Genomic DNA, 25,791 nt, shown 5'->3' with positions numbered 1-25,791 from the left:
AATAGCACGGGTTTTTAACCAAAAGAAACCGGAAGAGAGTCGAGGCTCTTCCGGCGAAAAGTTGGTCAAGAAAAAACGCTTTGTATTCAATTCTTAATTAACCAAACTAATGCAATTTATGCAAAAAACTGCTTATGCACGGGTTTGCCCTGCCGTGAAGGATTTTCGAAAGATTGTTTCTTCAGGGTTTGGTTCGCCTGGTGTTTTGTTCAATCAACCAATGGCTCGAATCATGAGGATCACTGCAATTTTAATGCTCATTACCTGTTTGCACGTCTCGGCAAAATCGCTGTCGCAGTCCATCTCGCTATCTGCCAGCAACATGCCTGTAAAAGAAGTGTTCAAAGCCATTGAAAAGCAAACAGGATATGTAGTGTTCATTAATGCTGAAGATCTCGAGAGCACAAAGCCGGTTACCATCAATGCGGTAAACATGCCACTATCACAGTTTTTACCGGCGATACTAAAAGGTCAGTCATTTGATTTTTCGATTACGAAGAAAACAATTTTCATTTTCAGAAAAACCACACCTGCTGCCGTTACTGCTCACGTGGCGAGAGACACTACCATTGGCGGGCGTGTTACAGATGATAAAGGGTTGCCTTTAGCGGGAGCAAATATTATTGTTAATGGTGACAAAAGAGCGAATTATTCAACTGATCAGGATGGCCTTTTTACCTTGCGGGCAGCACCGGGGGACTTATTGGTGATCTCTTATGTAGGGTTTGCCACAACCACCGCACAGATCCCATTGGATTCGCGTTACATTGCCGTTAAGCTCGTTCCGAAATCAACAAAGCTCCAGGAAACAGTTATTGTTTCAACCGGTTATCAACGCCTCCCCAAAGAAAGAGCAGCAGGTTCTTTTGGCATCATTAATCAGTCTACGCTTGAAAAGCGCAGCAACTATGATATCTCCACTTATATGGAAGGGCAGGTGCCGGGACTTCTGATTGCACCAAACGGCGATATTACCATCCGTGGAGAAAGTACCATTTCTTCTACAGCAGATAAAAATCCATTGATTGTGGTAGATGGCTTTCCAATTGAAAGACCCATTGAATCTATTAACCCCAATGACATAGAATCCATCACCGTACTTAAAGATGCTTCTGCTGCTTCCATCTGGGGCGTGCGCGCATCCAATGGTGTAATTGTTATTCAAACAAAAAGAGGCGCCTCCAGCGTAAAATCTCTGGATGTTAGTTTCACCAGCACATTGTCCATAACACAGAAACCAAGCCTTTCTGTGCTGCCATTTGCTTCTACAAAATCTTTTATTGACTTCGAGAAATACAGGGTAGATAATCATCTCGTAAATTTTGTTGGTAAACCGCGTCCTGCTATTTCTCCGGTTATCGATGCATATATGAATCATCCTGCAACAGCCGATGCATTGGTGGATTCGTTGCAGAACATTCATTCGTTTGATGAATTCAGTTCGCTGTTCATGCGCCCTGCAACAAGACAACAGTATGCGATCAATATTGCCGGTAAAGGTGCGCAAACCTCACAGCGCGTGTCTTTCAGTTATGATAAAGTGAACGAATCGTTTAATCAAAATTCATCTGAACGTTACGTTGCTGATCTGTTTGAAACAATGCGCATCGTTCCAAAATTGAACCTTGAAATGGGTTTGAACTATGTGGTAAACAATGTGAAGAACAACGGCATGTTGCTGAGTGATATTAAAAAGCTGTTGCCTTATCAAACGATTGAAGATGCGAATGGCAACTATGTTCCGCAACCGCAAACATTTTACCAGGCTGATAAAGATTCTTTGGTAAAAGCCGGTCTTCCGTACAACTGGGATTACAATATGCTGCGGGAGTACAGGAACAATAACTATGTAACAAAGAATTCGTACGTGGTTGCAAACACAAGGCTCAATTATAATATTTTCAAGGGCCTCGACGCCAATGTAAGTTATCAATATGAATCGGGAACCACGGGCGTTAATAACCTGTTCAACCAGGAAACGTATTACACAAGGAACGCGGTAAATTTTTCCAGTTCCATTAAAAACAACGTAGTTACTTCAGGTATACCAAAAGGAAGCATTTATAAAGAAAGTGCCAATCGTTTTTACTCGCATACTTTGAGAGGACAGCTTCGTTATGATGGTGCGCTTAGCAAAAACGGAGAACACTATCTGTCAGGTATTGCCGGGTTGGAAATAAGAGAGGTGGGCAATAAATTTTCAAGCCAGACAAAGTACGGTTATAATGAACAAAGTCTGCAGTATACACCGGTAGATTACACGCACTATTACACGAACATCATTGGCAGTCAACAACTCATTCCAGATGAAACTGTTTTCCAGGACATCTTAAATCGCTTTGTTTCTTACTACGGTAATGTTGGCTATACGTTTAAGGACAGATATACACTTAATGGAAGTGGCAGATTGGATAAGACAAATCTCTTTGGCTCAAGTGATCGCTATCGCAATGTTTGGTTGTGGTCATCGGGCATTAGTTGGCAAATTCACAAAGAGCCTTTCTTTAAAAGTGATTTCTTCAGAAGCCTTATTCTTCGTGCTACTTACGGCATCAATGGAAACGTGGATCGTTCCACTAGCCCTTATTTGATTGCCAATGTAGCAACAGACAGGCAAACCAATCTGCCGTACGCTTATGTATCTAATCCGAGCAACCCTTTACTGCGTTGGGAAAAAACAGCGGTTACCAATATCGGTATCGACTTCTCTATTCTGAACGACAGGTTGAGAGGTTCGCTTGAATATTACAATCGCTATAGTACAGATCTGTTGGGCAATAGCACCGTTAATGGTACATACGGTTTCAACAGCGCTTATATCAACTACGCATCGCTTCGCAATTCAGGAACAGATATACGACTTACCGGTGCCATCATCAAAGGTGCATTCAATTGGAACGCCACATTGAATTACAGTTACAATAAAAATAAAGTAACGAAAGTTGATCTGCCTCAGAAGTCAGTGGGTGCTTATCTCGCAAGTGTTGCGCAGGAGGGATTGCCACTGCATTATTTGTATAGCTACAAATGGGCAGGGCTGTCTTCAACAGGAGCGCCGCAGGTGTATAATGAAAAAGGAAATGTGGTTGATTACAAAACAGATGTAAATGATCCGGCAGCCTTGTTGTATCAAGGTTCTATGGTGCCAACGCACTACGGCGCTTTTATCAACGAATTCTCTTACAAAGGGTTTTCACTGGTGACCAATTTTACTTTCAAATTCGGTTACAAATTTTTGGTGCCGGTAATCAAATATCAAACGGTATCCGACAATGCTTTCCAGGTAATGAACGATTGGGACAAACGCTGGAAAAAACCGGGTGATGAGAAGCTGACCAATACACCCGCAGCACCAACCAGCATATCAGGATTAAACATCTACGACAAGTACGCCCAGTATGCAGATGTGAATGTAGAATCTGCTTCTATCATTCGTTTCAGAGAATTGTTGCTGAACTATACGTTCCCTTCTGCATGGATGAAAAAATACCCTTCGTCTAAACTTACGTTGGGTGTTCAAATACGCAATCTTGCCAGTTATAAGTTTAACAAGGCAGGGCTCGATCCCGAGTATCTCACACTGGATCTGAACAATATTGCGTTGCCTCCGCGTCCGGAATATTCATTCATCATCAGAGCAAACTTTTAATTTATGAATCGCATTCTCACCATATTATTTTTAACAGTCACCACTACTTTCTTAGGTAGCTGCCACAAGTACCTTGATATTGTTCCCAAAGGAAAGATCATTCCTGAGAAGACAAATGACTATCGTCTCTTGCTGGATCAAACCAGTGCGAATGGTAAATCCAACGGCTTTGTGAATAGCTTTGGCAATGATGTGCTCATGAGTGATGACATCATGGTTACACCTTTCTCCGTAAATTTCTATGACGCAGCCAGTCAAAATGTGTTGTCGTTTGCCGAACATATTTACCAGGATTTTGAATCGGATCCCGACTGGGATGCCCTTTACAACCAGATTTATGTTTCCAACCTGGTGATTAATCAGGTAATGGATTCTAAAGAAGGTACCGAGACAGAAAAGAAACAATTGCTCTCCGAAGCCAAAGTGCACAGGGCTTTCGCGTTTTTGGCACTTGTAAACCTTTATGCTAAACCGTACAACGCTACTACTGCTTCAAGTGATCCGGGTGTGCCATTGCGACTTGGAATTGATTTTGAAGAATCGTTGCAAAGAGCCAGTGTGCAGGATGTGTACGATCTTATTATTAAGGATATCAATGATGCCATAACAGGATTGCCTGACACCGCGCCACAGACGAATCTAAATTTTCGCCCGGTAAAATCTGCAGCGTATGTTTTGCTGGCAAGAACGTATTTGTTCATGAACAAAATAAATGAAGCGTTCCAAAATGCTGATGCGTCTTTGCAGTTGTATAAAAAACTGATTGACTACAATACTTTACCGGCCAGCACGCTCATTCCCGGCATGTTGCAGTTTCCGATGGGTTTGCAGAACAGCGAAGAGTCTTTGTACAAAACCACCAATTCAAGTGCTTCATTGTTTTATGCTGATTCCACTTTGATACATTTGTACGATATACAACATGATCTTCGCGTACCTACTCTGTATTTCAATGATGCGTTATTTGGATTGGGTTTCGGTTACATTAGCAGCGAATGGTCGGGCAGAACACCGGTGAAGGGAATGTCGGTTCCTGAAGCATTGCTTATACGGGCAGAGTGCTATGCAAGAAACGGCAAAACCACAGAAGCAATGGCAGATGTAAATGCTATTCGTCAAAAGCGATTCAAAACAGGTTTTGATTATGTGCTGTCAGCAACGGACCCCGGTGACGCGCTGAAAAAAGTAAAAGAAGAAAGGAGACGCGAGCTGGCTTTCCGTGGTGCCAGATGGTTCGATATTCGTCGCTACAATGCATTTGATAATGATAACATAACAGTGACGCATATACTGAATGGCCAAACATATTCACTTGCTCCTAATAGTGCCAGAACGGTATTGCCTATTGCCAGAAAATACATCACTCTAAATCCTGAGATAACGCAGAATCCACGCTGACAATTTTCTTAACACACATTTTATTCATTAACGGCAGTCCCGTACTGCCGTTCCAATTTTTTATTGTATGAAATTTATTTCTTTATGCTGTTGTTTATTATTTGCACTTGTTGCTTCATCGCAAAAGTCATTTGACCTTACGGGAAGTTTGCCCGGAAAAAATAATATCAAAGTTGAATTGCTACGCGACCCTTACGGAGCCACTTTTGTGCTTGGTAGCGATACGGTGAGAAACGGCAGTTTTCATATTGTTTGTCCGGTAGATGAAATAAGCCTGGTAAGCATTGCCATTCATGAAGGCAAAATGAGATCGACCTACAATGTTGTCCTTGAACCTGCAAAGGTTACTTTCAAAATGATGGAAGATAAGCATACCGAAATTGACGGTGGAAAATACAACCAGGAAATTTTGGGTTATCAGAAATTGCCGGCCTTCAAAAAAGCAGACGCCACTTTTCGCTCATTGACCAGTGGCGGCAACATTGGTTCGCTGAAAGGAACAGACAAAGAGTGGGATGCCATTCAATTGTTTGTAGAAAAAGATGCTGTTATGTCCGGTTATCTTTTGGGTAAGATGAACAACAGCAAGGATCCGCGTACGCAGGTGATGGCGGCCATCATGCTTTCTCTTCAGCCCGATGCAGAAAAGGCAATACAGGTAGTTGACAAAGCGGCTGTGCAATTAGGAGAAAAGAGTCATTTGATTACTGCAGCAAGAGAACTGAAGCGGCAGCAGGATGAAATGGTAAAGCACAGAAAAGATTACATGACGGGTCAGCAATACATCAACTTCAAAGCGGCTACCATTGCCGGTGATAGCATTGCATTGCGTAATGTGGTTGAAACCAACAAGTATACGCTTGTACAGTTTTGGGCGTCGTGGTGCATACCATGCAGAAAGGAGATTCCGTTGCTCAAAAAACTTTACACAAATTATCATGGCAATGGTCTTGCGATCATGTCCTTTTCGCTTGATGATAATAAGAACAACTGGTCGAAGGCTTCGCAAATAGAAAACATGAATTGGACAAATGTTTCAGACCTGAAAGCACTGGGTGGTGCGGTAGCGAGGGCGTACAACATCAGCAGCATTCCCGCCAATGTGATCATTGATCAGCATGGAAATATAGTGGCATCGAACCTTACAGGCGATGATATTGAAAATAAAGTGAAACAATTAATGCAGTAGACATGAGAAATGTGATTCTATTTTTGACAATGATTTTGATTTCGAATGTACTGCGTGCACAACATTATCACGCAGTGGGTCAAAACCTGCAGTACAGTAACAGGAGAAACCTTGAGCTAAAGTATGATCCCACAGGTACAACATTGGAAAGACAGGATAGCATCAAAGCCATTATTTATTCTATCGGCAAATCAAAAGTGCTGCAAAGAGTGGAACTGTCACTAAATAGCAACGCGGCAGGCTGGGAGCTGTCGTGCAAGGTGCCGGATAGTACTGTGGTAGTGAGTGTTTCCTTCGAATCACCGGATGGTCAAAAAGACAATAACAAAGGCAAAGGATATTTGCTGCCATTGTATAGAAAAAGCAAACCGTTGCCTTTTGCTTATGCGCAAATGTCAAACATGGTTTCAGGAATTCCTTATGGTGATGAACGGATAAAGAAGGACCAGGCGTTGGCATTGACTTATATGAAGCAAGAGTTGCAGTATTACCCGGACCATGAATCGCAACTCAGGAACAACTATTTCAATATGCTGGCAAATTCACCTTCGAAAGAAGATAAAGTGTTGCTCGTGCAAAAGCTTTCGCAAATGCGTTCAGATAAAGAAGAAGATCTGATGATGGCGCAATTGTACCTGTCTTACTTTGGTAGCAAGCAACAAGCAGATTCCCTGGATCAATTGCTGAAAGCGAGGTTTCCTAATGGTCAATATGTTCAATATTTAAAACAGAAAGAGTCGCCCGCTCCACATGATCCAAAGCCGCTTACAGCAGGGAACAACGCTCCGGTTCGTGTATTGACTGCATCGGAGGTCAATGACATGTTGATCGACGAAACCGTATCGGCACTAACGCTTAAAGATATTAATGGAAATTCTGTTGAAATAGGAGCGGGAGATTTGAAAGGAAAGATCATTGTTCTTGATTTCTGGGCAACGTGGTGCGGCCCTTGCGTAGCTTCTTTTCCAGGTATGCAGACAGTGATGAAAAAATACGAGGGCCGCAACGATATTGTGTTTCTATACATAGCAACAATGGAAAAAGGCGACGCTTATCAGAACGTACGCAACTTCTTGTCAAAACATAAGTATCCATTTATAATGCTTATGGATGAGCCCACAGGAGAAATGAATATGTACAAAGCATACAGCCATTATAAGCTGGAAGGGGGCATTCCTTATAAAATAATAATTGATAAGAAGGGGCATATCCGTTTCAGGAAAAATGGTTTTGATGGAAACAGCGCCGAGATGGTGAGTGAATTGTCTGCAATAATAGACAGTATTGACAAATAGGGATAGGGTTACGGAGTAAGATGTACCAAGTGCGTTCGGATGGAACGATGTCAGTATTTTTCACAATGATTTGAAAGGGATTTAGATCAATAGTCAATGGATTTGCAAGCTTTATTTAGCGGTTTGTACAGTAAATAAAAAAGAGTTGCTTTAATATATCATCTTTGATATTAGAAGATTGCTTTTTAGTTAAACATGAGTTTTTATTAACTTTTTTAATGGGTTTTCGAAGTAGCATCGGCCTCCGGTTTTCCGGAATGCTACTTCGACCATTAGAATGTAAGGATTCAATTTTAGTCTCCCTCTATCGAAAATTAAGCAAGAGCCCGATCACTTCTTCTAAAGTCATTTTAATTCCATCGAAGATTAATAATATTTCACAATGCAGGTAAACTGTCACCAAATTGTATGGTTGTTATTGTTGGCGTTGGTGCTGGCATACATCGACAAGATTATTATTAAGATACTGGGAGGTCAAACAAATTTTTTTTCGGGGATTAGAAATTTAATCAAAATAAAAAAGCGAAAGGAGAATGAATTTGATTTAAAAGAATAGAATGAAGAGAACGTAATTTTTTTAGAAACACACAGTTGTACTATTAGGCAATTGAAAAACCATCGAGATAGAATGTAAATCAATTGTACAATTTGAAAACTTTAAAAGAGGCAAAAGATTTTTTAAGGCTACCCCTCAAGCTCTTCTCATGCGGTGTTTTTTTAGCCAGGTTTTTTAGCCTGGCTTTTTGATGTAAATAACCCAATGGTGATTTGTTAATCGACCCAAGCGCCTGAAAACAGGCATTGAAAATGAAGAGGGCAGATAACAAAAAGTTATTATCGATAAGAAAATTTACCTGCTAGCTTCGCACAAAATTTAAGTTTTGGAATGTGGAATAAACTAAAGCAAACGATTGCTTAAATGAATGATGAAAATAAATATTAGGTTTGATTATATATAGCAACCCAAACGAATCAACATTTCAATCTATAAACAATGAAAAAAGGCCTGCATCTCCTTTTGACAAGTTTAATACTTAGTGTCTTCTTTGCAGTTCAGGGACTGAATGCACAAATTACCAATACAAACATTCCCGAACCAAGAAAAGATATTAAGAAACCGGCAGATTCTTCCTGGGTGCACGCTTTACAAAGTGCAGTTACTTTACCCAACGGGCAAACATTAAACCCCGCCGGAGAAAGCCTAACCTTAATAGAAAATTCAAGAGTATTAAACTTATCATTGGCCTTGAATAAAACTTTGCTTATAGCAAAAACCAACAGAAACATTTCTGTTATTGATGCCAAAAATTTCAAGCTACTTCAGTCTTTTAACTACCTTGATAAAGAAGCTGGTTCAATGAACGGCCTTGTTGTTGATGCAAATGATTCTACTATTTATTTTACCGGACTGAATAGGAATTTATATGTTGGCAATGTTAGCAGTTCGGGAACCTTTACACTTGTCAAAAAAATAGACCTTTCCATTAATAACAAAAACACAAATCCGCTTGGCATTGGGTTATGCAGTAACAACATCGCGCTGGTGGCCTGTGCAGTTGCTAACCAGGTTGCGGTAGTAGACATCGTAAAAGGAAAAGTAGTAACCAATATTCCGGTAGGAGTTTGCCCTTATGCGATTGTTATTAGTAAAAATAAAGAAACTGCCTTTGTTAGTAATTTTGGAGGCCCTCATCCGCGAAAGGGAGATAGAACAGAGAAGTCCGCGGGAACAGATGTTGCAGTGGACGAAAGATCGGTAGCAATGCGTGGTTCAGTAACCGTAATTGATATAAAGTCAAGAAAAAAGATTGCTGAAATTGGTACCAATATTCATCCGGAATCAATGATTTTATCTCCGGATGGTAAATTGCTTTATGTTACTGACGATAGTGGAGACGGTATTAGCGTGATAGATGCAACAACTTTCAAGATAATTCGCACAATTAATACCAAACCCGATCGGTCGCTTCCCTATGGCAGCCTTACGACGGCCCTGGCATTGAGTGGCGACGGAAAGACATTAATGACAGCCAACGCGGGCAATAATTCCATTGCTCTCATTGATGCCCAGCGCCCCGGCAAAGGTCCTTATGGTTTTATTGCCGCAGCTGGTTTCCCCGGCGCAATATGCATCGCTGATAATAACTTGTTTATAGGTAATGTAACAGCCATTAAAGGACAAATTCAAAAAGTAAAACTTCCTGGCAATGCATCCGAATTAGCAAACTATTCCTCTGAAGCAAAAAAAGGTTTTCATTTTATAGACATGCTGCGAGCACAAGCTTCAGCCAATTCTAATGTTGCTCCTATACCTGTTCCCAAAAATCCCGGAGAACTTTCTTCTATAAAACATGTGGTGTATGTTATTAAAGAGAATAAAAAATTCGACCAGGTTTTTGGCGACATTGGCAGGGGCAATTGTGATTCCACATTGGTAGAGTTTGGAAAAAAATATACACCGAATGCACACCAGCTTGCCAACCAATTTGTACTGCTTGATAACTACTATTGCAATGGCGTAAACTCCAGCGATGGCCACCAGTGGGCCATACAAGGTATTACTACACCTTATCATGAAAAGGATTTTTCCAATGGGCATTGTTCTTATGATTTTGGTTCGGACCCTTTGTGTTATGCCGGTTGTGGCTTTATTTGGGATCACCTTGTGCGCAAGGGCATTTCATTCAGGAATTTTGGAGAAACAGATCTGGCTGAAATTCCCAAGGGCGTTACATGGACAGATATTTATAATTCATGGAAAAACAAAACCGATTCTTCTCCCGTTTACAAATGTTCGTATTCGATGAAGGGATTGGAAAAATATAGCGACTTGCGTTATCCGGGCTGGAACATGGACATTACCGATCAGGTAAGAGCTGATGTATTTATTAAAGCATTAAAGGAATATGAAACTGCAGGCAGCCTTCCTGAATTTATTGTGATTTACCTGCCAAACGACCACACCAGTGGGTACGACCCAATGAACCCAACACCCCGCGCTTATGTTGCCGATAACGATTTGGCAACGGGCAAAGTAGTAGATGCACTTTCTAAAAGCCCCTTTTGGAAAGACATGGCGATTTTTATCAATGAAGATGATCCTCAAACTGGTGTCGATCATGTGGATGGGCATCGTTCCATTTGTATGATTGCAGGGCCTTATGTTAAGCGCAATGCCATTGTCAGTAAGTTTTATAATCAATCATCTGTACTGCATACAATTTGCCAGATATTCGGTGTACAACCCATGAACCAGTTGGTTGCTACTGCTCCGTTGATGACTGAATGTTTTCAGCAAACGCCTGATTTCACAGGCTACAACTCGATCGCATCATCCATTCCCATTAACGAAATGAATCCTGCAAAAACAGCGTTCCAAAGCAAACCACCGCAAGGCTTGCTCATATTACGCAAAGGATGGACTTTTCAAAACCCGATCTCATAGATAAGGATGCCCTTGTTTTTAGTGAATATGTATGGTCCACAATATATGGCGATAAACCTTTTCCAAAAGAATACTTCGGCAATCATCAAAAAGGATTGAAAGCGCTCGGTTTAAAAATAGATTCAAATTATAAAGACGATGACGATTAGGGGCATGCGAACTTCAAGATTAGTTTAAAGTATGCCGACAATGCTGGTGCAGGGAAATTGAATCATCGTAGAGGTGATTAGGGTAGACTTACTCCTGGCGACTTGTAATAGCATCTGTTCGAAGCGGGAAGATTTTCTTAAGAGTTAATTTCAAGCTTATACCCTTTGCCGCGTATAACAACAAGCTTGACGTTCGGATCAAGTTCCAGTTTTTTTCTAAGCTTTGAAATGAACATATCCAGACTGCGGCCTACTATAACACCTTCATCTTCCCATATCTCTTTTTGTAGCCGGCTTCGCTCTATGGCTTCGTTAGGAGACAACGCGAAAATGCTGAGCACACGGGTTTCAGTTTTCGTCAGGTCTATCATCTGTCCATTTCTCATGAGTTTACGAGTATCCGCATCGAACGACATTGACCCTAAAGTGAATATACCAGTATCCTCACTTTCAGGTAAGGCCTTCTGCGACTTAGCCGGTCTTAAAAAAATAAATCCAACAAATGCCAAAACTATCAGGCTGCCTAAAAGATATAGATTCCTTGCTGTAATTATTCCCGCCGGTTTGAATTTAATATCAATTATGTAACACGCTATGGGTTGCCTTCTTCCTATGCAGGCTACAATTTCATCTTTCTTATTTTTTGATATAGCATATCCATAGGTTACAGTGGAATTGGCACAGTTCAGTACATTAACAACGTAATCACTTGCGAGCGGGTCTTGGGCCAACAAACGCTGAGTAGTTTTCACCAGGGATTCGGGTTGAAAAGTAAACGCATTCTCAAAACTGATCTGGTATTCATTTCCGGCGATTTTTTTTACCGGAAGTACTCGTGATGTACTGTCGCCCGACTGAAGGAGTATTTCATGTCCTATTCGGCGAAGCAAAATTTCCCTTCTGGCAAAGTCAAAGTTATCACTGCCCGTCATGCTGAAAGCCACACAGATTATCGAGATAAACAATAGTATTAATAATCCGCCAACGTACTTATGCTTTATGGGCGGGAAATTTCTTCTAACAAGCATAATGTAAAGATATTATTTACAAAGTTTAAACCATTATTTACAATCCAGGTTCTTCTGTCTGAATACCATCAACGTATTTTTGTTGCAGCAAGTTTAAACGGATCTGATTTAACAAAAGACACATCTATGTTAATTAAAACTACAAAAAATATGAAAAAAGTTATTTATGCGCTGATCTTATTGCTGGTTGTGGTAAGCGGACTTGTATTTGCCAATCACGAAATCAAAAATCAAACTTCTGCAAAATTAACCCCAAAGCCACTCACGGCTGCTGAAAAGGAAGCCGCAGTGAAACAATGGGAGGCTAGCCCCGGCGGTATAGCATACACAAAATGGAAAGTGTCTCCCGAAGGTGAAAAAGTACTTGCCAGTGCTGCTAAAATAGGGAAGTATATTACCGACTCTAGCAACATGGAGGCTGTTGTAACCTCTCTTTCTCTTCCGCCAGGCTCACGATTAGGTTTCGGAATGATGGTCAGGATTAATGGAGACGATTATATTCTTAGTTTTGGATTGGAAACGTCTAAGGAATTTCAGCAATTGCAAAGCCTGAAAGTTGACGACAAGATAATTATAAGAAGCCGCAATGTATCGCACGCTCCCAAGTATTCATATCCAATAGTATCGGGCGACTATGTAGAACGAGATGGTAAGATGATTTATAAACGTGCCCCTCAAAAAGGTGGCTGCTGAGTGTAGGATAGTGATTAACGTGGCATGCAACTACTCAACTGTAAAATGTTGATGACTAATTTGATGGTTATCGATGATTAAGAAGTGCAGGGAAATTAAATTAAAAACAGCGCTGACAATTTATTGATTATCAGCGCTGTTGATTCCAGTTGTTATTATTCTATTTTTCTTTTGGTTCAAAGCGTATTCTTTCAGTTACTTTAAATATGTTTTTTGTTTCAGAAGGCTTTGAATAATCGTAACGGTAAAGTTTTTCTACAATACAATTACATTCATTATTTGCCAGCGAAACGCTGATAATTTTGGATTCTCCTGCCCAATCTGAATATCTGATATTATTTATCGTGAAGCCTCTTTGTTCCAGCTTTTCTACAGTCTTAATTGTTTTGTGTTTATCTTCTATATACGAAACTAAACTGTCGTAAATATCGACAAACACGATAGGTTCGGTTTTGCAGATATCTTTGTTGTCAAAATCAAAAGTGTTAAGAGCTGTTTTTTTAAAATCATTTTCATTAATTGCCCCAAATTCGTAACTGAAATTTTTATCTTTCCCTTGAAAAGAACTTGTGACTTTAAAAGTTGCTACATCGGCTCCGTATAAAATCTCGTTGTTATTTATTATGTGTTTTTCTGTCTTACCCCAATTATCGTCAAGAGAGACAAAATCATTGATGTCATCAAGATAGACTGTGTCTTTTCCATTAATTAGTAAATTTCCTGCTTTTGCCCAGGGATATTTAATCAATTCTATTTTGTCTGGATTAACTCCTTTAATTACACAATCGTTCAGGTTATTGTAAAACCCAAAAAAATAAGCTGAGTCTTTGTCACGGAAAATATAGTTTCCAATAAACTTAAAAGTATTTGGGTCAATGCTTTCAATAAGCTCTCCATTCATAAACAAATGGTCTTTGTCTTTTCCGAATTCAAAGTTGCAATTGCAATCAAAAGTTAACTTTTGAAAAGTCTTTGCGTCTGCCTGTTCAATTAATCGCTTGTTTTGTCCACTTCCCTCATTCCAATATTCATAATAAACGCTGTCACCCTCAACTTTGTAACCACGCCTGCAACTTGTTAAAATTGAAATTGTCAAAACGATAATTATTATTTGTCTTAATGTCATTGTCGGATATCTGTTATAATTGTGGCGTACGAACTGGTATTTGCGATGGCAGGGCATTCTGTGTTCCGTAACGTCGATGCCGATGCCGATTTTTATTCGTTGTTGAAGATAAATACAAATGCTCAAAATTGCTGCAAGTTGAAAAGCCTCTCTTCCAATCCTGAGAGATGATCTGTTTATAGCTCACAAATGGTCTTGTGCCATTAGACCATCAGATATGTATTTGGCTGGTGGTTGTTATCGAAAATCAACCTATTGCCGGTATCGAAATAAAAGGAGTTTATCGGTATCTTGCATGTAGGATCAGAGAAGGGAATATAATGGACCAATTAAAGACACCACTACCGTATTATACTGATATCAATGATTTCCTGGCGTCAATACCGTGGCCGGGTAGAACCATTAATCCGGATTTTTTTTGTTTGCGATTAATAAAATTGGATCGTGAACAATTACAGGTATATAGGCCTCCCTTTAAGCGATCGTTTTACTTTTTTGCGCTGCTTCGTAATTCCGGCAGTATTGAAGTCAATTATGATAATCAAACTGTGAACAATCCAGATTCTTACCTGGTCTTCCACTCGCCCAATTTGCTATACAGCTTTGCACACAACAATTCTCTTGAGGGTTATGTCATTTATTTTAAGGCAGCTTCATATTCGTTCTTCAAACCTGACTTTCACCAAACGTTTTCGCTTTTTGATGTGCTGCACACAAATCTTTTTAACTTCGATCATGCGACTTTTGACCGGCTCGCACCTCACTTTGAGGAAGTGTTTCAGGCATATGAACGTTCACCCCGGGAAAATCATGTCGAAGCTCGTATAAAGCTATTGGGTCTGTTGTACTATTTAGAAGACTTCGCAATTGAAAAGAAAAAAGAGACCAGGCTGGTGACTACGCAACAGATACTGTTCAGAAAATTTCTCCAGCTGGTTAACCACCATTACATTGATAAACGAACTGTTCAGGAGTACGCCGATATGCTGTCCGTCACTCCAAACCATCTGTCCCAAACCGTTAAGCGTTTATCCGGTAAAAACGCGTTGACCTATATTACTGATCGATTAGCAAGCGAGGCCCGTTCGCTTGTCCAATACACAGATGTTGAGATATCGAGTATAGCCTATCAACTTAATTTTTCCGATCCTGCAAACTTTGGCAAGTTCTTTAAAAGACAAGTAGGTTTTTCTCCTTCTGAATACCGAAAGCTACCCAAGTGATTGAATGGACCTGTATATCCAAGTAATTGACCAAACGGTCTGATGGTATGTCTATTTCTTTGTGCCATCAAATAATGGCGTGGTTAAACAAAGCCGTTAACCATCAGCTGTAATTTTCCTATCAAACTATTATATTTCAAATTCTAACATGATGTCAAAACAAGTTTTTATTAATCTTCCTGTAACTGATCTGAAAAAATCAATGAGCTTTTATGAAACCATTGGATTTAAAAATAATCCGCAGTTTTCAGATGACACCAGCGCATGTATGGTAGTGAACGATACCATTTTTGTGATGCTGCTCACACATGAAAAATTCCAGCAGTTTACTTCGAAGCCCATCATCGACGCAAAAAGCACTGTCGGCGTGCTTAATTCTCTTTCAATGAGTAGTAATGATGAGCTGAATAATTTTGTGGCCAGTGCACTGAAAGCAGGAGGCCGTGAATACCGCGAACCGCAAGACTTTGGTTTCATGCAGCTTCGTTGCTTTGAAGATCTTGATGGCCATAATTGGGAAGCTACTTATGTGGACATGAGTAAAATGCCAGCACAGTAAATCAACATTTAGCACTGCAGCAGGGAATAATGGTAAAGGCCGTTACATTTAGTTGTAACGGCTTCTGCTTTTTACTGCTTCTTGTCGTCTTGCGACAGGGTCTCCCCGCATTTATATCGGCGTTCCTTGCAGGCCTATTGCAAAGAACTACCTGGCATTTGGAATAATTGATGCACAAAAATTCTTCTCAAAAAAATTGCTGATTAAATGTTTACAAATGAAAGCTTTAGCCAAATCAGCCCTTGCAACAATCAAACGACGAGTTAATTTTGCTTGCTGACTAAGAATACTTAGTAGCAGTCTATACCCTCATTTTTGTTTGTGCGTAGTCTTTTATTTTCACGCATGGTGATGGATTTGATATTTGTAAAGTAACTTGTTAAATGATCGTGTATCTGCATTCCTAAACAGATTGACAAAAGAAAATATGAAAAAAATAATTGCAGCCATCAATATGACGGTTGACGGATTCTGTGACCACACTTCAGGTGTGCCTGACGAAGAAGTACATCAACATTACGCTGACCTGTTGCGAACTGCTGATTCTATTTTATATGGCAGGATCACCTACCAGCTGATGGAATATTGGCGAACGGTACTGGAAAATCCTACCGGCGATAAAGCAATGGATGACTTTGCCGTCGCAATCGACAGCACTCCAAAAATTGTTTTTTCCCACACTCTGCAAAATGTAGATTGGAAAACCGCGACATTAGCGAGTCAAGACCTTGAGCAAGTTGTTTTGGAACTCAGGCAACAACCCGGTAAAGACGTTTTCGTGGGCAGTCCGAGTTTGATTGTAGCATTAACGAAACTTAATTTGATAGACGAATATCAACTCTGTGTTCACCCGGTTATCGCCGGAAGTGGTTTGCCATTATTTAAAAACATCAGCGAAAAAATTAGCCTTACACTGATAAAAACCAAAACTTTTGGCGGTGGCGCAGTTCTTCTTTATTATGAACGACAAACGAAAAAGTAATTAACCCGAGCTTGCGGGCCATACTTAATGTTTTTTACAGCGTAAGGGGAGAGGCTTTCAAAGCCTTATTCGATAGCTGGCATCTAGTTTAATAAAAAAACCATCGCCCCAATTGTAGTCTGTCAGATATTGTTTGTTAGGGCTATTGCCTGTTCTTAATTTTCGAAAAATGCCGTAGCCGGCTTCGGCCGTAAATACAATATGCTTTGTTGCGTAACAATCAATAAAACCGCCAAGCTGGTTATCATCAATGCGTAGGTAGTTGCCATTGTTTAATTTATACGAGTTGGTAATAAATCGAAAAGTGGAGCCGGTATAAAAATGATTATTGAGTTTGTGTTCAAAAGTTAATCTTCCGGGCAATACACCAAACAAATTATTGCGGCTATTTATGTGCCAATCAATGCCTGCAAGTGGTATGATAAATGGTCCGAAAAATTCGCTGTTGGCATAAACGCCAAACTTATATTTCAGGTTGTTATTTTTTTTGTAAACAGCCAACAAGATGCCTCCCATTTGAAAACCATTATCCGGGTTTAAATTTTCGCTGTTGATACGGGGTATGGCAGCAATTGTAAGCGACCAGCGCGTTGTATCAAGAGGGATAACTGCGCTAAGTGCCAGGGCAACACTACTTACCGTAGGAAGGAATGATTTGTTTGAAGAAGAATCAATATTCCAATTTTCATAAATCGGGCTAATAACAAAAATGATATTCTTCTTTAGTTGTATGGGAAGATCAGGGCCTATGTAAAGATGACTGAACGGTGTGCCTGCTTTTGACTGAGATTTGAATCCATACGTGTATCTTATATGAATTGGATCAACATAAGGCTGAGTGAAACCTTTCAATGAAATAACGATTAGAATCGCGAGTAGGAACTGTTTCATTATTTATTACGGTTGGGTAGAAAGTTCAAGAACAGCACTAAGATGTCTTGAAATCAGTATTTACTTTAACTCCTTTGATTAAAGTTTGATAAACTACGCAATATCTTTCTGTAAGTTTAGATAAACTTGCCAACTGTTCGCTATCAATTTTATCATCCAGAATAAAAAATAATCGTATCTCTTGAAATCCGACAGGAACTTCTTTAGAAACACCCAGGGTTCCTCTAAAATCTAAATCTCCCTCTGCTTTGATTGTTCCATTTATTGAATCTATTCCGATAGCTGTTGCAACAGCTTTAAGTGTTACACCTGCACAAGCAACCAGAGCCTCAAGAAGCATATCACCGGAACAAGCTAACAGACCGTTTCCTCCAGTAGCAGGGTGAAGACCTGCCTGGACTAAAGCATGCCCAGTTTCGACTTTGCATGATATTCCTTCACCAATGGTTCCATTTGCTTTTAGTGTGATAATAGCAGACTCGGGATGTTCTTTGTATTTTTCCTTAAGAGGCGCTTGTAAATTTTTAAGTTCGGAAGAGTTCATACCATTTCATTTTAGAATTGTAAAGATCATTTGGCATTGCGGCTAACGACCGGCGTATTGCTTGCAGGCGAGGTAATAGGGCTATGCCAGCTGGTGGCCGAAGCTAAATTAACGATTAATTGCCGACGTTCTCCTTACAAACGATGAAGTGATTGCCTTGAACCAGGATGCGCCAGGCAAACAGGCGACCTGCCAGTTTAAAAAACAAGAGCTGCGGGTATATGTGAAGGAACTTGAAGACGGCGCGCACGCGGTAGGGTTTTGCAATTTTGGTTTAGAGCCTATTGATATGCCATTTTCAGATTTTCAACAATTGGGTTTGAAAGGCAAATTAAAAGTACGCGATTTGTGGAGGCAGAAAGACATTACAAAACTGGACCCCGGAAGGATAAACTTTCCGTAAAAGTACCGTCGCACGGCGTACTGCTTTTGAAGTTTCAATCCATAAAATAAAATCAGAAAAAGCATTGGAAGTAAATTAAACTTGCCAATTAGATTTGTAACTCTATTGAATATCATTTATTTATGAAGTTGGTGGAACAAATGTTTTGTGAACCAAAACATTTGTATCCTTCTTTTCAACAAATAAGCTATCCGGTCTTTTACTGTCTTTTTACATTTGGCTTGGTTGGGATTTCGCAAACGAATACCCACTTGCCGTATGAAAGAAGACAAAGAGATAACCATATATGATATAGCAAGGCGTCTTAATATTTCCGCGGCAACAGTCAGCAGGAGTTTAAAGGAGCATCAATCCATCAGTACTGCCACCAGGAAAAAGGTGCATGCCATGGCGAAAGAAATGGGATATCGTACCAACAGTTTTGCCAGGAACCTGCGCACCCAACAAACAAATACACTCGGCCTCGTTGTTCCCCGGCTTAATAGTTATGTCGTTTCTTCCATTATTGCAGGTATTGAAAATATTGCCAGTGAGTATGGGTATAATATTATTATCAGCCAGTCGTTGGGATCAGCTAAAAAAGAAACGTCCAATATTAACATGATGTTTGACAGCCGTGTAGATGGCTTGCTTGTTTCCCTCGCTTATAATGCGAAAAACATGGACAAATTCAAGATGTTTTTTGATAAAAACATTCCAGTTGTCTTCTTCGATCGCGGTTGTGAAGATCCTCGCAGCCTTAACGTTGTAATTGATAATTACCAAAATGCCTACGATATCACGCGGCATTTGGCAGAACAAGGATGCAGGCGCATCATGCATATAACGGGCGACCTTTCAACGAACATATATGAAGACAGATGCCGTGGGTATAAAGCAGCTCTACAGGATTCGGGCCTTTCTTTTAATGATGATCTGCTGCTGGTAAACGACTTGACGGAAAAAGCAGGAGTTGAAGCGGGTAATCATATTTTACAAATGACAAATAAGCCAGACGGCGTTTTTGCAGCAAATGATAATTGCGCTGCTTATTGTTTACAAACACTGAAAGAGGCGGGCGTAAAAATTCCAAAGGAGATTGCTTTTGCAGGTTTTAACAATGACCCGGTTAGCAGAATAATAGAACCCAATCTTACCACGGTAAACTATCCTTGTCATGAAATGGGTGAGGTTGCGGCAAAATGTCTGATAGACCATCTCTCAGGAACACGAACAGTCCATAATGCCAATACCATTATCCTTCGGTCAGAAATTATTGCGAGGGCATCGTCGTTGAGGAATTAGGAATTAGGAGTTAGGAATTAGAATGTCGGTTCGCTAAGAGAATTCAATAACATTGTTTCTGTTTAACGAGGCTTCGACAAGCTCAGTGCCGATACCAGTATCGGCACTGAGCTTGTCGAAGCCTTCTTGTTATTTAAGACAACCCGATATATGTAATGAAACAATGACCTTTCTAATTCCTAACTCCTGATTTCTAATTCCTAACTTCTAACTCCTAATTCCTAACTCCTAACTCCTAATTTCTAATTTCCCACCTCTTTCAACATTTGTCCCCCTTCTTAAGCTCCATTTTAAACATTTGTGCAATGATTTTGACGATATGTAAAGCAGAAAAAAACAGATCGCTGATACTTTTGGAATGTTTGGTAGATACAATTTTATAAATACGAATAGGTGTCAAAATTACACTAATTGTTTTTTTAGACCCATTTCGTGCATTCACCAAAACTGCTTGACAAGATTGCTATATGAAACTAACTTATTTTACACGTAACGCTGCCTTGCATGCCGATCTCCCCGAACAAGATGTGTTGCTTCTTTTAAAGGAAGGAAATAAAGAAGCATTTATACAAATTTATAATACCTATCATCATCTGCTATATGGGTATGCCATCAAGTTTCTCAAGAACCCTCAGTTTGCCGAAGACATCATACAGGAAGTATTTATTAAAGTTTGGGAACTTCGCTCAAATATCAATCCTTCACTTTCTTTTAAGTCATATTTATTTACCATCACACGCAACAGCATTTTTAAACTAATCAAAAAAATTGCGACAGATGAAAAGATGCGAACCGAAATGGCTTGGCATCTTGGAAATAAGATCGTAGATCCTGATTTGCAATTGCAGTGGCAGCAATACAGCCTCATTTTAAATGCGGCAATCGACCGTTTACCGCCGCAACGTAAAAAGGTTTTCAAACTTTGCAGGCTCGAAGGAAAAAAATATGAAGAAGTGGCAACAGAATTAAATCTTACCCGCAACACAGTTAAGGAGCATATGGTGCTGGCCGTAAGGTCCATCAGGGAGTATGTTGGCCGCCATGCGGATATGGAATTGATGGTCGCTTTATCCATAGCCGTTATGGTCAAATCTTAGTTTGAAAAATAATTTAAAAAAATACTTAGGGACATCCACCCTTAATTCCGGTTCAGGGATATTACAATAGATCGCGATGCTTGCGAATTACTTATCATGACACAAAACGACCAATATTATCAGGCACTACTTGCAAAATTTCTCGACAATCAATGTAGCAGGGAGGAATTTGAAGTACTGATGGACTTCCTGGCCACAGATGAGTCCAACGCTCTTTTGTCGTCAGCTCTACGCGAAGAATCCAATATAAGCGATGCACAGGAAAATATTTCTCCTGAGACATCAAATAGAATGCTTACAGCTTTGACTAAGCAGATCAATATTCCGGCGCCTATCACCATCCACCTGAAAAAGAAATTTTTTATGGCCGCGGCTGTTGTTGCTGCTCTCACTATCGGATTGTTTTTGTTTGCCCCACGGTTCAAATCAAAACCTGCACCCGCAAATACGGTTGCTTCCGCACAAAGGTTCAAAAACGATGTGCAACCAGGAACCAATAAGGCGACATTAACACTTGGAGATGGTTCCACAGTAAATCTTGACGACTCACAAAACGGCACACTCGCCCAACAGGGAGGTTCAGATGTAATCAAGGAAGACAACAAGCTATCTTATAGTTCCACAAATACTGCAAGCCAACAAGTTGTTTTTAATACGGTTGCCACACCGCGTGGCGGGCAGTACCAATTGCAGCTACCAGATGGAACACTTGTGTGGCTCAATGCAGCAACAACACTTAAGTTCCCAACTGCTTTTTACGGAAAAGAACGCCGGGTTGAAATAAATGGCGAGGCTTATTTTGAAGTTGCACAAAACAGGAACGCACCTTTTATTGTGTCTGTCGGCAATGCAGAAGTTCAGGTGTTGGGAACGCGTTTCAATGTGATGGCGTATAGTGATGAAGGATCGATCAAAACTACGTTGCTTGATGGAGGTGTAAGGTTTAAGAGTCGCGATGATAGCAGTGTTTTAAAACCGGGAGAACAATCAATGTTACTCCGCAACGGAAAAATAAAAATTAACACCAGTATAGATATTGACGCTGTAATGGCATGGAAAAATGGAATGATGAATTTTAACGAGGCGGACCTCACAACCGTTATGCGGCAATTATCCCGCTGGTACGATGTAGACATCGAATACCAGAACGCAACATCCAACCAGACCTTTGTAGGAGAACTTCCAAAAGATTTAACCCTGATGGATGTGTTAAAGGCCCTGGAACGCACCGGCAATCTTCGTTTTGGCATTGAAGGTAAAAAGATCATTGTGTTGCCGGAACCTAAGTAATCATCGGAAATAGTTTAACTCTCTGCCTTTGCGTATCATGAGCGAAATGGCAATGGGAGGGCTATAGATATACATGAACTTCTAAATTTTTTAACCAAAAGTAAACCAAGACTATGCATTTGATTGTTTGCCAGAAGTCCTCTACAAAGGATTCGATTAAGATGCGCCTGCTGGTGAAATGCATGGCAGTGCTTCTTTTTGCCATGTGTCTTTCGGCTAAAGCGTTTACGCAAAATGTAACGTTGCATGAAACGAACGCGAGCCTTGAGAAAATTTTTAAAGAAATAAGGCGACAAACTGACTATACGTTTATTGCCACCAAAGAACATTTTCAAAGAGCAAAACCCGTAACCATTTCCGTTACGAATGCACCTTTGGAAAGCGTTCTGAAACTTGCGTTCCAGGACCAGCCGCTGGAATTTTCCATCATTAAGAAAACCATTGTTGTAGAAAATAAAAAGACGACGGCGGCACATGCAACTTCCGCTGCTGCCGCTTCTGTTGGCGCCGCACCTATTGTGATTATGGGAACAGTGAAATCTGAAAAAGGAGAACCATTAGCAGGTGCAACCGTTGCAGAAAAAGGAAATAGTGAAAATGCTACGCAAACAAAAGAAGACGGCGGCTTTATTTTAAAAGTAAAAAGCGCAAACGCAACGCTCGTTATCGGCTACATTGGCTATGCATCAAAAGAGATCAAACTTAATAATTCGCAAAGCTCCATAGCCGTTAGCCTGGCTGTTGAAAATAAGCTTGCAACAGATACTGTAATTATCGTAGGGTATGGCAGACAGCGCAAACAAAGTGTTGTCGGTGCCATATCACAGGTAAAGGGAGAAGTGCTTGAAAGAACGGGAGGCGTGTCAAGCCTTGGCGCCACTTTAACAGGAAACCTGCCGGGTGTGATCACTGTAGCAACCCAGGGTACACCGGGAGCCGAAGATCCAAAAATATACATCAGGGGACAAAGCACATGGAACAACAGTGATCCACTTATACTCGTTGATGGAATTGAACGTCCCATGAACAGTGTTGACGTTGGTTCGGTAGAAAGTGTTTCTGTGTTGAAAGATGCTTCAGCTACTGCAGTTTTTGGTGTGAAGGGAGCAAACGGTGTAATCCTTATCACCACTAAAAGAGGTAAGGATGGCAAAGCTGATATTCGCCTAACTGCAAACTCCACGGTGAAAGTTCCATCCAAACTGGCCAGTAAGTTTGATTCATACGATGCCCTCAGAATAAGAGATATAGCTATCGAGAATGAACTCGGTACTTCTCCTGCATCATGGAACAACTATGTGCCTTATGCCGAACTTGATAAATACAGAAACCCAGCGAACCAGGCAGAAGCAGAGCGCTATCCAAATATAGATTGGCAGGACCAGGTGGTGAAAAAATACGCCATGTCTTACAATGCCAATTTAAATATTTCCGGCGGCTCTCCGTTTGTAAAGTATTTTTCTTCCATTGATGTTCTGCACGAAGGAGATATCATTAAAAAAATAGCCAACGACAAAACGTATAGTCCTGGATATGGTTTCGACCGCATCAATGCACGCACCAATCTTGATTTTAACTTATCAAAATCTACAGTGCTTACAACCAACCTTGCAGGTTCTTATGGTGTAAGACAAGATGCATATGGACAGGATAGCTGGGAGTACCGCATCTGGCAAAGTATTTACAACAACGCACCTAATATTTATTATCCGCGTTATTCAGATGGTGGTTGGGGATATTATCCTGCAGAACAAGTTTCAACCATCAACTCACTTGCAACCATGGGAAACAATGGTGTGCGCAAAACAACTACAACGCGCATCACTACAGACTTTACGCTTAAGCAAGACCTGGGCATGCTCTTGAAAGGATTGTCAGCAAAAGGATTGATCTCTTTTGATAATTCTTTTGTATCGCAAGGCGGTGTATATGATAATGGTACCATCCAGCAGGAATATATCAATCCTGTAAGGGGAGATACCACCTATAGCCAATACCTCGGCACTAACCAGTTCAACTGGGTTCCATACCATTGGACCACAAACGTTGATGCAGTGCAAAATGCATCCACCTATCGCAAATTGTTTTACCAGGTGCAAGTCGATTATGCCAGAAAATTTGGTTTCCATGATATAACGGCAATGGGATTGTTTAGCCGCGATAAATATGCCACAGGAAGTGAGTTCAATCATTTTCGTGAAGACTGGGTAGGACGTGTAACTTACAACTACGGCCTCAAATATTTTGCCGAGTTCAACGGCGCCTATAATGGATCTGAAAAGTTTGGACCTGATTATCGTTTTGCTTTCTTCCCTTCTGCAGCAGCAGGCTGGATGATCAGCAACGAAGCCTTCATGAGCAACGTTCGCTTTATCAATACTTTGAAACTTCGCGGTTCTTATGGCAAAGTAGGTAATGATAACATTGCCAATCGCTGGCTGTATATGACGACATGGACATATGGTGGTAACGCACCATTGGGTGCTTCTGCGGGTCAAAACAGTCCTTACACCTGGTGGTCAGAAGCCCACTCAAGTGTAGGCAATCCGGACATTCACTGGGAAACTGTAACCAAGGCTGATATCGGTATTGATTACTCACTTTGGAACGGTTTGGTATCCGGTAGTTTTGATGTGTTTAACGATTATCGCACAGACATTCTTTTGGATGGTCCGAGCCGTGCAGTGCCATCTTATTTTGGTGTGCAACCGGCTACTGCCAATCTTGGAAAGGTTCGCAACAAAGGCTATGAAGTGGATTTGAGATTGAGCAAGAATGTTTCAAAAAATGTAAGAGTGTGGGCAAATCTTAGCATGACACATGCAAAGGACAAGATCATTGAAGCAGATGATCCGCAACTGCTGGACGACTACCAGAAAAAAGCAGGCAAACAAATTGGCCAGGCATATTCATACGTGAGCAGCGGTTATTACAACAACTGGGATGAAGTGTACGGTAGCACCCGTTTGAATACTTACGACAACCAGAAATTACCGGGCAATCTCAACATGATCGACTATAACGGAGATGGTGTTGTGGATAACAAAGACGTTGTTCCTGCCGGTTATCCTGAGCGCCCCATGAATACTTATAATGCTACAGTGGGCGTAGAATGGAAAGGGTTCAGTGCCTTCGTTCAATTCTATGGTGTAAGTAACGCCAATCGTTACCTGCAGTTGTTAAGTTTTGGTGGACAGTATCATTATGACAACGTGTACAAGCAAGGATCCTACTGGTCACCCACCAATACAAACGCAGATATGCCTGTTCCGCGCTACGCCAGCGTGATGCCCTATTACGGAACCAATTATTTATACGATGGCTCTTTTCTCCGGTTGAAGAATGCAGAGCTGGCCTACACATTTAAACTAACACAATTGAAAAGAGTTGGCATTAACGCGCTGAGAGTTTACCTCAACGGTGACAACCTGTTGCTGTGGACAAAGATGCCGGATGATCGTGAAGTAAGCATGGGCGCTGCAACCGCATACCCAACCATCAGACGCTTTAACCTGGGTCTTAATCTAACTTTTTAAAACAAAGCCG

General features: G+C 40.7%; 19 protein-coding genes. 15 read left to right on the top strand and 4 right to left on the bottom strand.

Annotated features, from left to right (window positions below):
- The first annotated feature begins 118 nt into the window (after positions 1 to 118).
- From KTO63_RS17115 to KTO63_RS17090, 6 genes are all read left to right on the top strand, one after another.
- The gene (locus KTO63_RS17115; protein ID WP_217792607.1) at positions 119 to 3,649 is read left to right on the top strand and encodes a SusC/RagA family TonB-linked outer membrane protein; all 3,531 of its coding nucleotides are present in this window, start codon (positions 119 to 121) and stop codon (positions 3,647 to 3,649) included.
- Between the two features lie 3 nt (positions 3,650 to 3,652).
- Positions 3,653 to 5,047, top strand: coding sequence for a RagB/SusD family nutrient uptake outer membrane protein (locus KTO63_RS17110; RefSeq protein ID WP_217792606.1), 1,395 nt, complete (start codon positions 3,653 to 3,655; stop codon positions 5,045 to 5,047).
- A 67-nt stretch (positions 5,048 to 5,114) separates the two neighbouring features.
- On the top strand, positions 5,115 to 6,236 hold the full coding sequence (locus KTO63_RS17105) for a TlpA disulfide reductase family protein (RefSeq protein WP_217792605.1): 1,122 nt from the start codon (positions 5,115 to 5,117) through the stop codon (positions 6,234 to 6,236).
- A 29-nt stretch (positions 6,237 to 6,265) separates the two neighbouring features.
- Entirely contained in the window at positions 6,266 to 7,531 is a 1,266-nt protein-coding gene (locus KTO63_RS17100) for a TlpA family protein disulfide reductase (protein WP_217792604.1), read from the top strand.
- Between the two features lie 994 nt (positions 7,532 to 8,525).
- On the top strand, positions 8,526 to 10,976 hold the full coding sequence (locus KTO63_RS17095; RefSeq protein WP_217792603.1) for an alkaline phosphatase family protein: 2,451 nt from the start codon (positions 8,526 to 8,528) through the stop codon (positions 10,974 to 10,976).
- Entirely contained in the window at positions 10,949 to 11,125 is a 177-nt protein-coding gene (locus KTO63_RS17090) for a hypothetical protein (protein ID WP_217792602.1), read from the top strand. The genes KTO63_RS17095 and KTO63_RS17090 overlap by 28 nt, the downstream gene beginning before the upstream one ends.
- Before the next feature lie 137 nt (positions 11,126 to 11,262).
- Here KTO63_RS17090 and KTO63_RS17085 read toward each other — a convergent pair whose 3' ends face one another.
- Positions 11,263 to 12,153 carry a winged helix-turn-helix domain-containing protein gene (locus tag KTO63_RS17085; RefSeq protein ID WP_217792601.1) on the bottom strand — a complete coding sequence of 297 codons (891 nt, stop codon included), beginning with the start codon at positions 12,151 to 12,153 and terminating at the stop codon, positions 11,263 to 11,265.
- A 150-nt stretch (positions 12,154 to 12,303) separates the two neighbouring features.
- On the opposite strand from KTO63_RS17085, the gene KTO63_RS17080 reads away from it, so the two are divergent.
- The gene (locus KTO63_RS17080) at positions 12,304 to 12,846 is read left to right on the top strand and encodes a hypothetical protein (protein ID WP_217792600.1); all 543 of its coding nucleotides are present in this window, start codon (positions 12,304 to 12,306) and stop codon (positions 12,844 to 12,846) included.
- A 160-nt stretch (positions 12,847 to 13,006) separates the two neighbouring features.
- Here the strand turns inward: KTO63_RS17080 and KTO63_RS17075 are convergent, their stop codons facing one another.
- Positions 13,007 to 13,972, bottom strand: a complete 966-nt coding sequence (locus KTO63_RS17075) for a DKNYY domain-containing protein (RefSeq protein ID WP_217792599.1) — start codon at positions 13,970 to 13,972, stop codon at positions 13,007 to 13,009.
- Positions 13,973 to 14,169: 197 nt separating this feature from the next.
- Here KTO63_RS17075 and KTO63_RS26470 point away from each other — a divergent pair, with 197 nt between their 5' ends.
- The 3 genes from KTO63_RS26470 (at position 14,170) to KTO63_RS17060 (ending at position 16,736) form a co-directional block, all read left to right on the top strand.
- Positions 14,170 to 15,195, top strand: coding sequence for a helix-turn-helix domain-containing protein (locus KTO63_RS26470; protein WP_217792598.1), 1,026 nt, complete (start codon positions 14,170 to 14,172; stop codon positions 15,193 to 15,195).
- 148 nt (positions 15,196 to 15,343) lie between these two features.
- Positions 15,344 to 15,754 carry a VOC family protein gene (locus tag KTO63_RS17065; RefSeq protein ID WP_232373222.1) on the top strand — a complete coding sequence of 137 codons (411 nt, stop codon included), beginning with the start codon at positions 15,344 to 15,346 and terminating at the stop codon, positions 15,752 to 15,754.
- 427 nt (positions 15,755 to 16,181) lie between these two features.
- Complete coding sequence (locus tag KTO63_RS17060) at positions 16,182 to 16,736, top strand: dihydrofolate reductase family protein (RefSeq protein WP_217792597.1); 555 nt, start codon at positions 16,182 to 16,184, stop codon at positions 16,734 to 16,736.
- 57 nt (positions 16,737 to 16,793) lie between these two features.
- On the opposite strand, the gene KTO63_RS17055 is transcribed toward KTO63_RS17060, so the two are convergent.
- Positions 16,794 to 17,627, bottom strand: a complete 834-nt coding sequence (locus KTO63_RS17055) for a DUF6268 family outer membrane beta-barrel protein (RefSeq protein WP_217792596.1) — start codon at positions 17,625 to 17,627, stop codon at positions 16,794 to 16,796.
- A 37-nt stretch (positions 17,628 to 17,664) separates the two neighbouring features.
- Positions 17,665 to 18,171, bottom strand: a complete 507-nt coding sequence (locus KTO63_RS17050) for an OsmC family protein (protein ID WP_217792595.1) — start codon at positions 18,169 to 18,171, stop codon at positions 17,665 to 17,667.
- Between the two features lie 148 nt (positions 18,172 to 18,319).
- On the opposite strand from KTO63_RS17050, the gene KTO63_RS17045 reads away from it, so the two are divergent.
- The 5 genes from KTO63_RS17045 (at position 18,320) to KTO63_RS17025 (ending at position 25,781) form a co-directional block, all read left to right on the top strand.
- Entirely contained in the window at positions 18,320 to 18,574 is a 255-nt protein-coding gene (locus tag KTO63_RS17045) for a hypothetical protein (protein ID WP_217792594.1), read from the top strand.
- 258 nt (positions 18,575 to 18,832) lie between these two features.
- Positions 18,833 to 19,858, top strand: coding sequence for a LacI family DNA-binding transcriptional regulator (locus KTO63_RS17040; protein WP_217792593.1), 1,026 nt, complete (start codon positions 18,833 to 18,835; stop codon positions 19,856 to 19,858).
- 467 nt (positions 19,859 to 20,325) lie between these two features.
- Entirely contained in the window at positions 20,326 to 20,955 is a 630-nt protein-coding gene (locus tag KTO63_RS17035) for an RNA polymerase sigma factor (protein WP_217792592.1), read from the top strand.
- A 96-nt stretch (positions 20,956 to 21,051) separates the two neighbouring features.
- A complete protein-coding gene (locus tag KTO63_RS17030) occupies positions 21,052 to 22,245 on the top strand; it encodes a FecR family protein (protein ID WP_217792591.1) in 1,194 nt (397 codons plus the stop codon).
- A gap of 113 nt (positions 22,246 to 22,358) precedes the next feature.
- Positions 22,359 to 25,781 (top strand): SusC/RagA family TonB-linked outer membrane protein, encoded by a 3,423-nt coding sequence (locus KTO63_RS17025; RefSeq protein ID WP_232373221.1) that lies wholly within the window; start codon positions 22,359 to 22,361, stop codon positions 25,779 to 25,781.
- Positions 25,782 to 25,791: the final 10 nt, after the last annotated feature.

The sequence above is a fragment of the Pinibacter aurantiacus genome, from assembly GCF_019130065.1.
GTDB lineage: Bacteria > Bacteroidota > Bacteroidia > Chitinophagales > Chitinophagaceae > Pinibacter > Pinibacter aurantiacus.
Note: the sequence above shows the minus strand (reverse complement) of the source record. Positions and strands in the feature narration are given on the sequence as shown.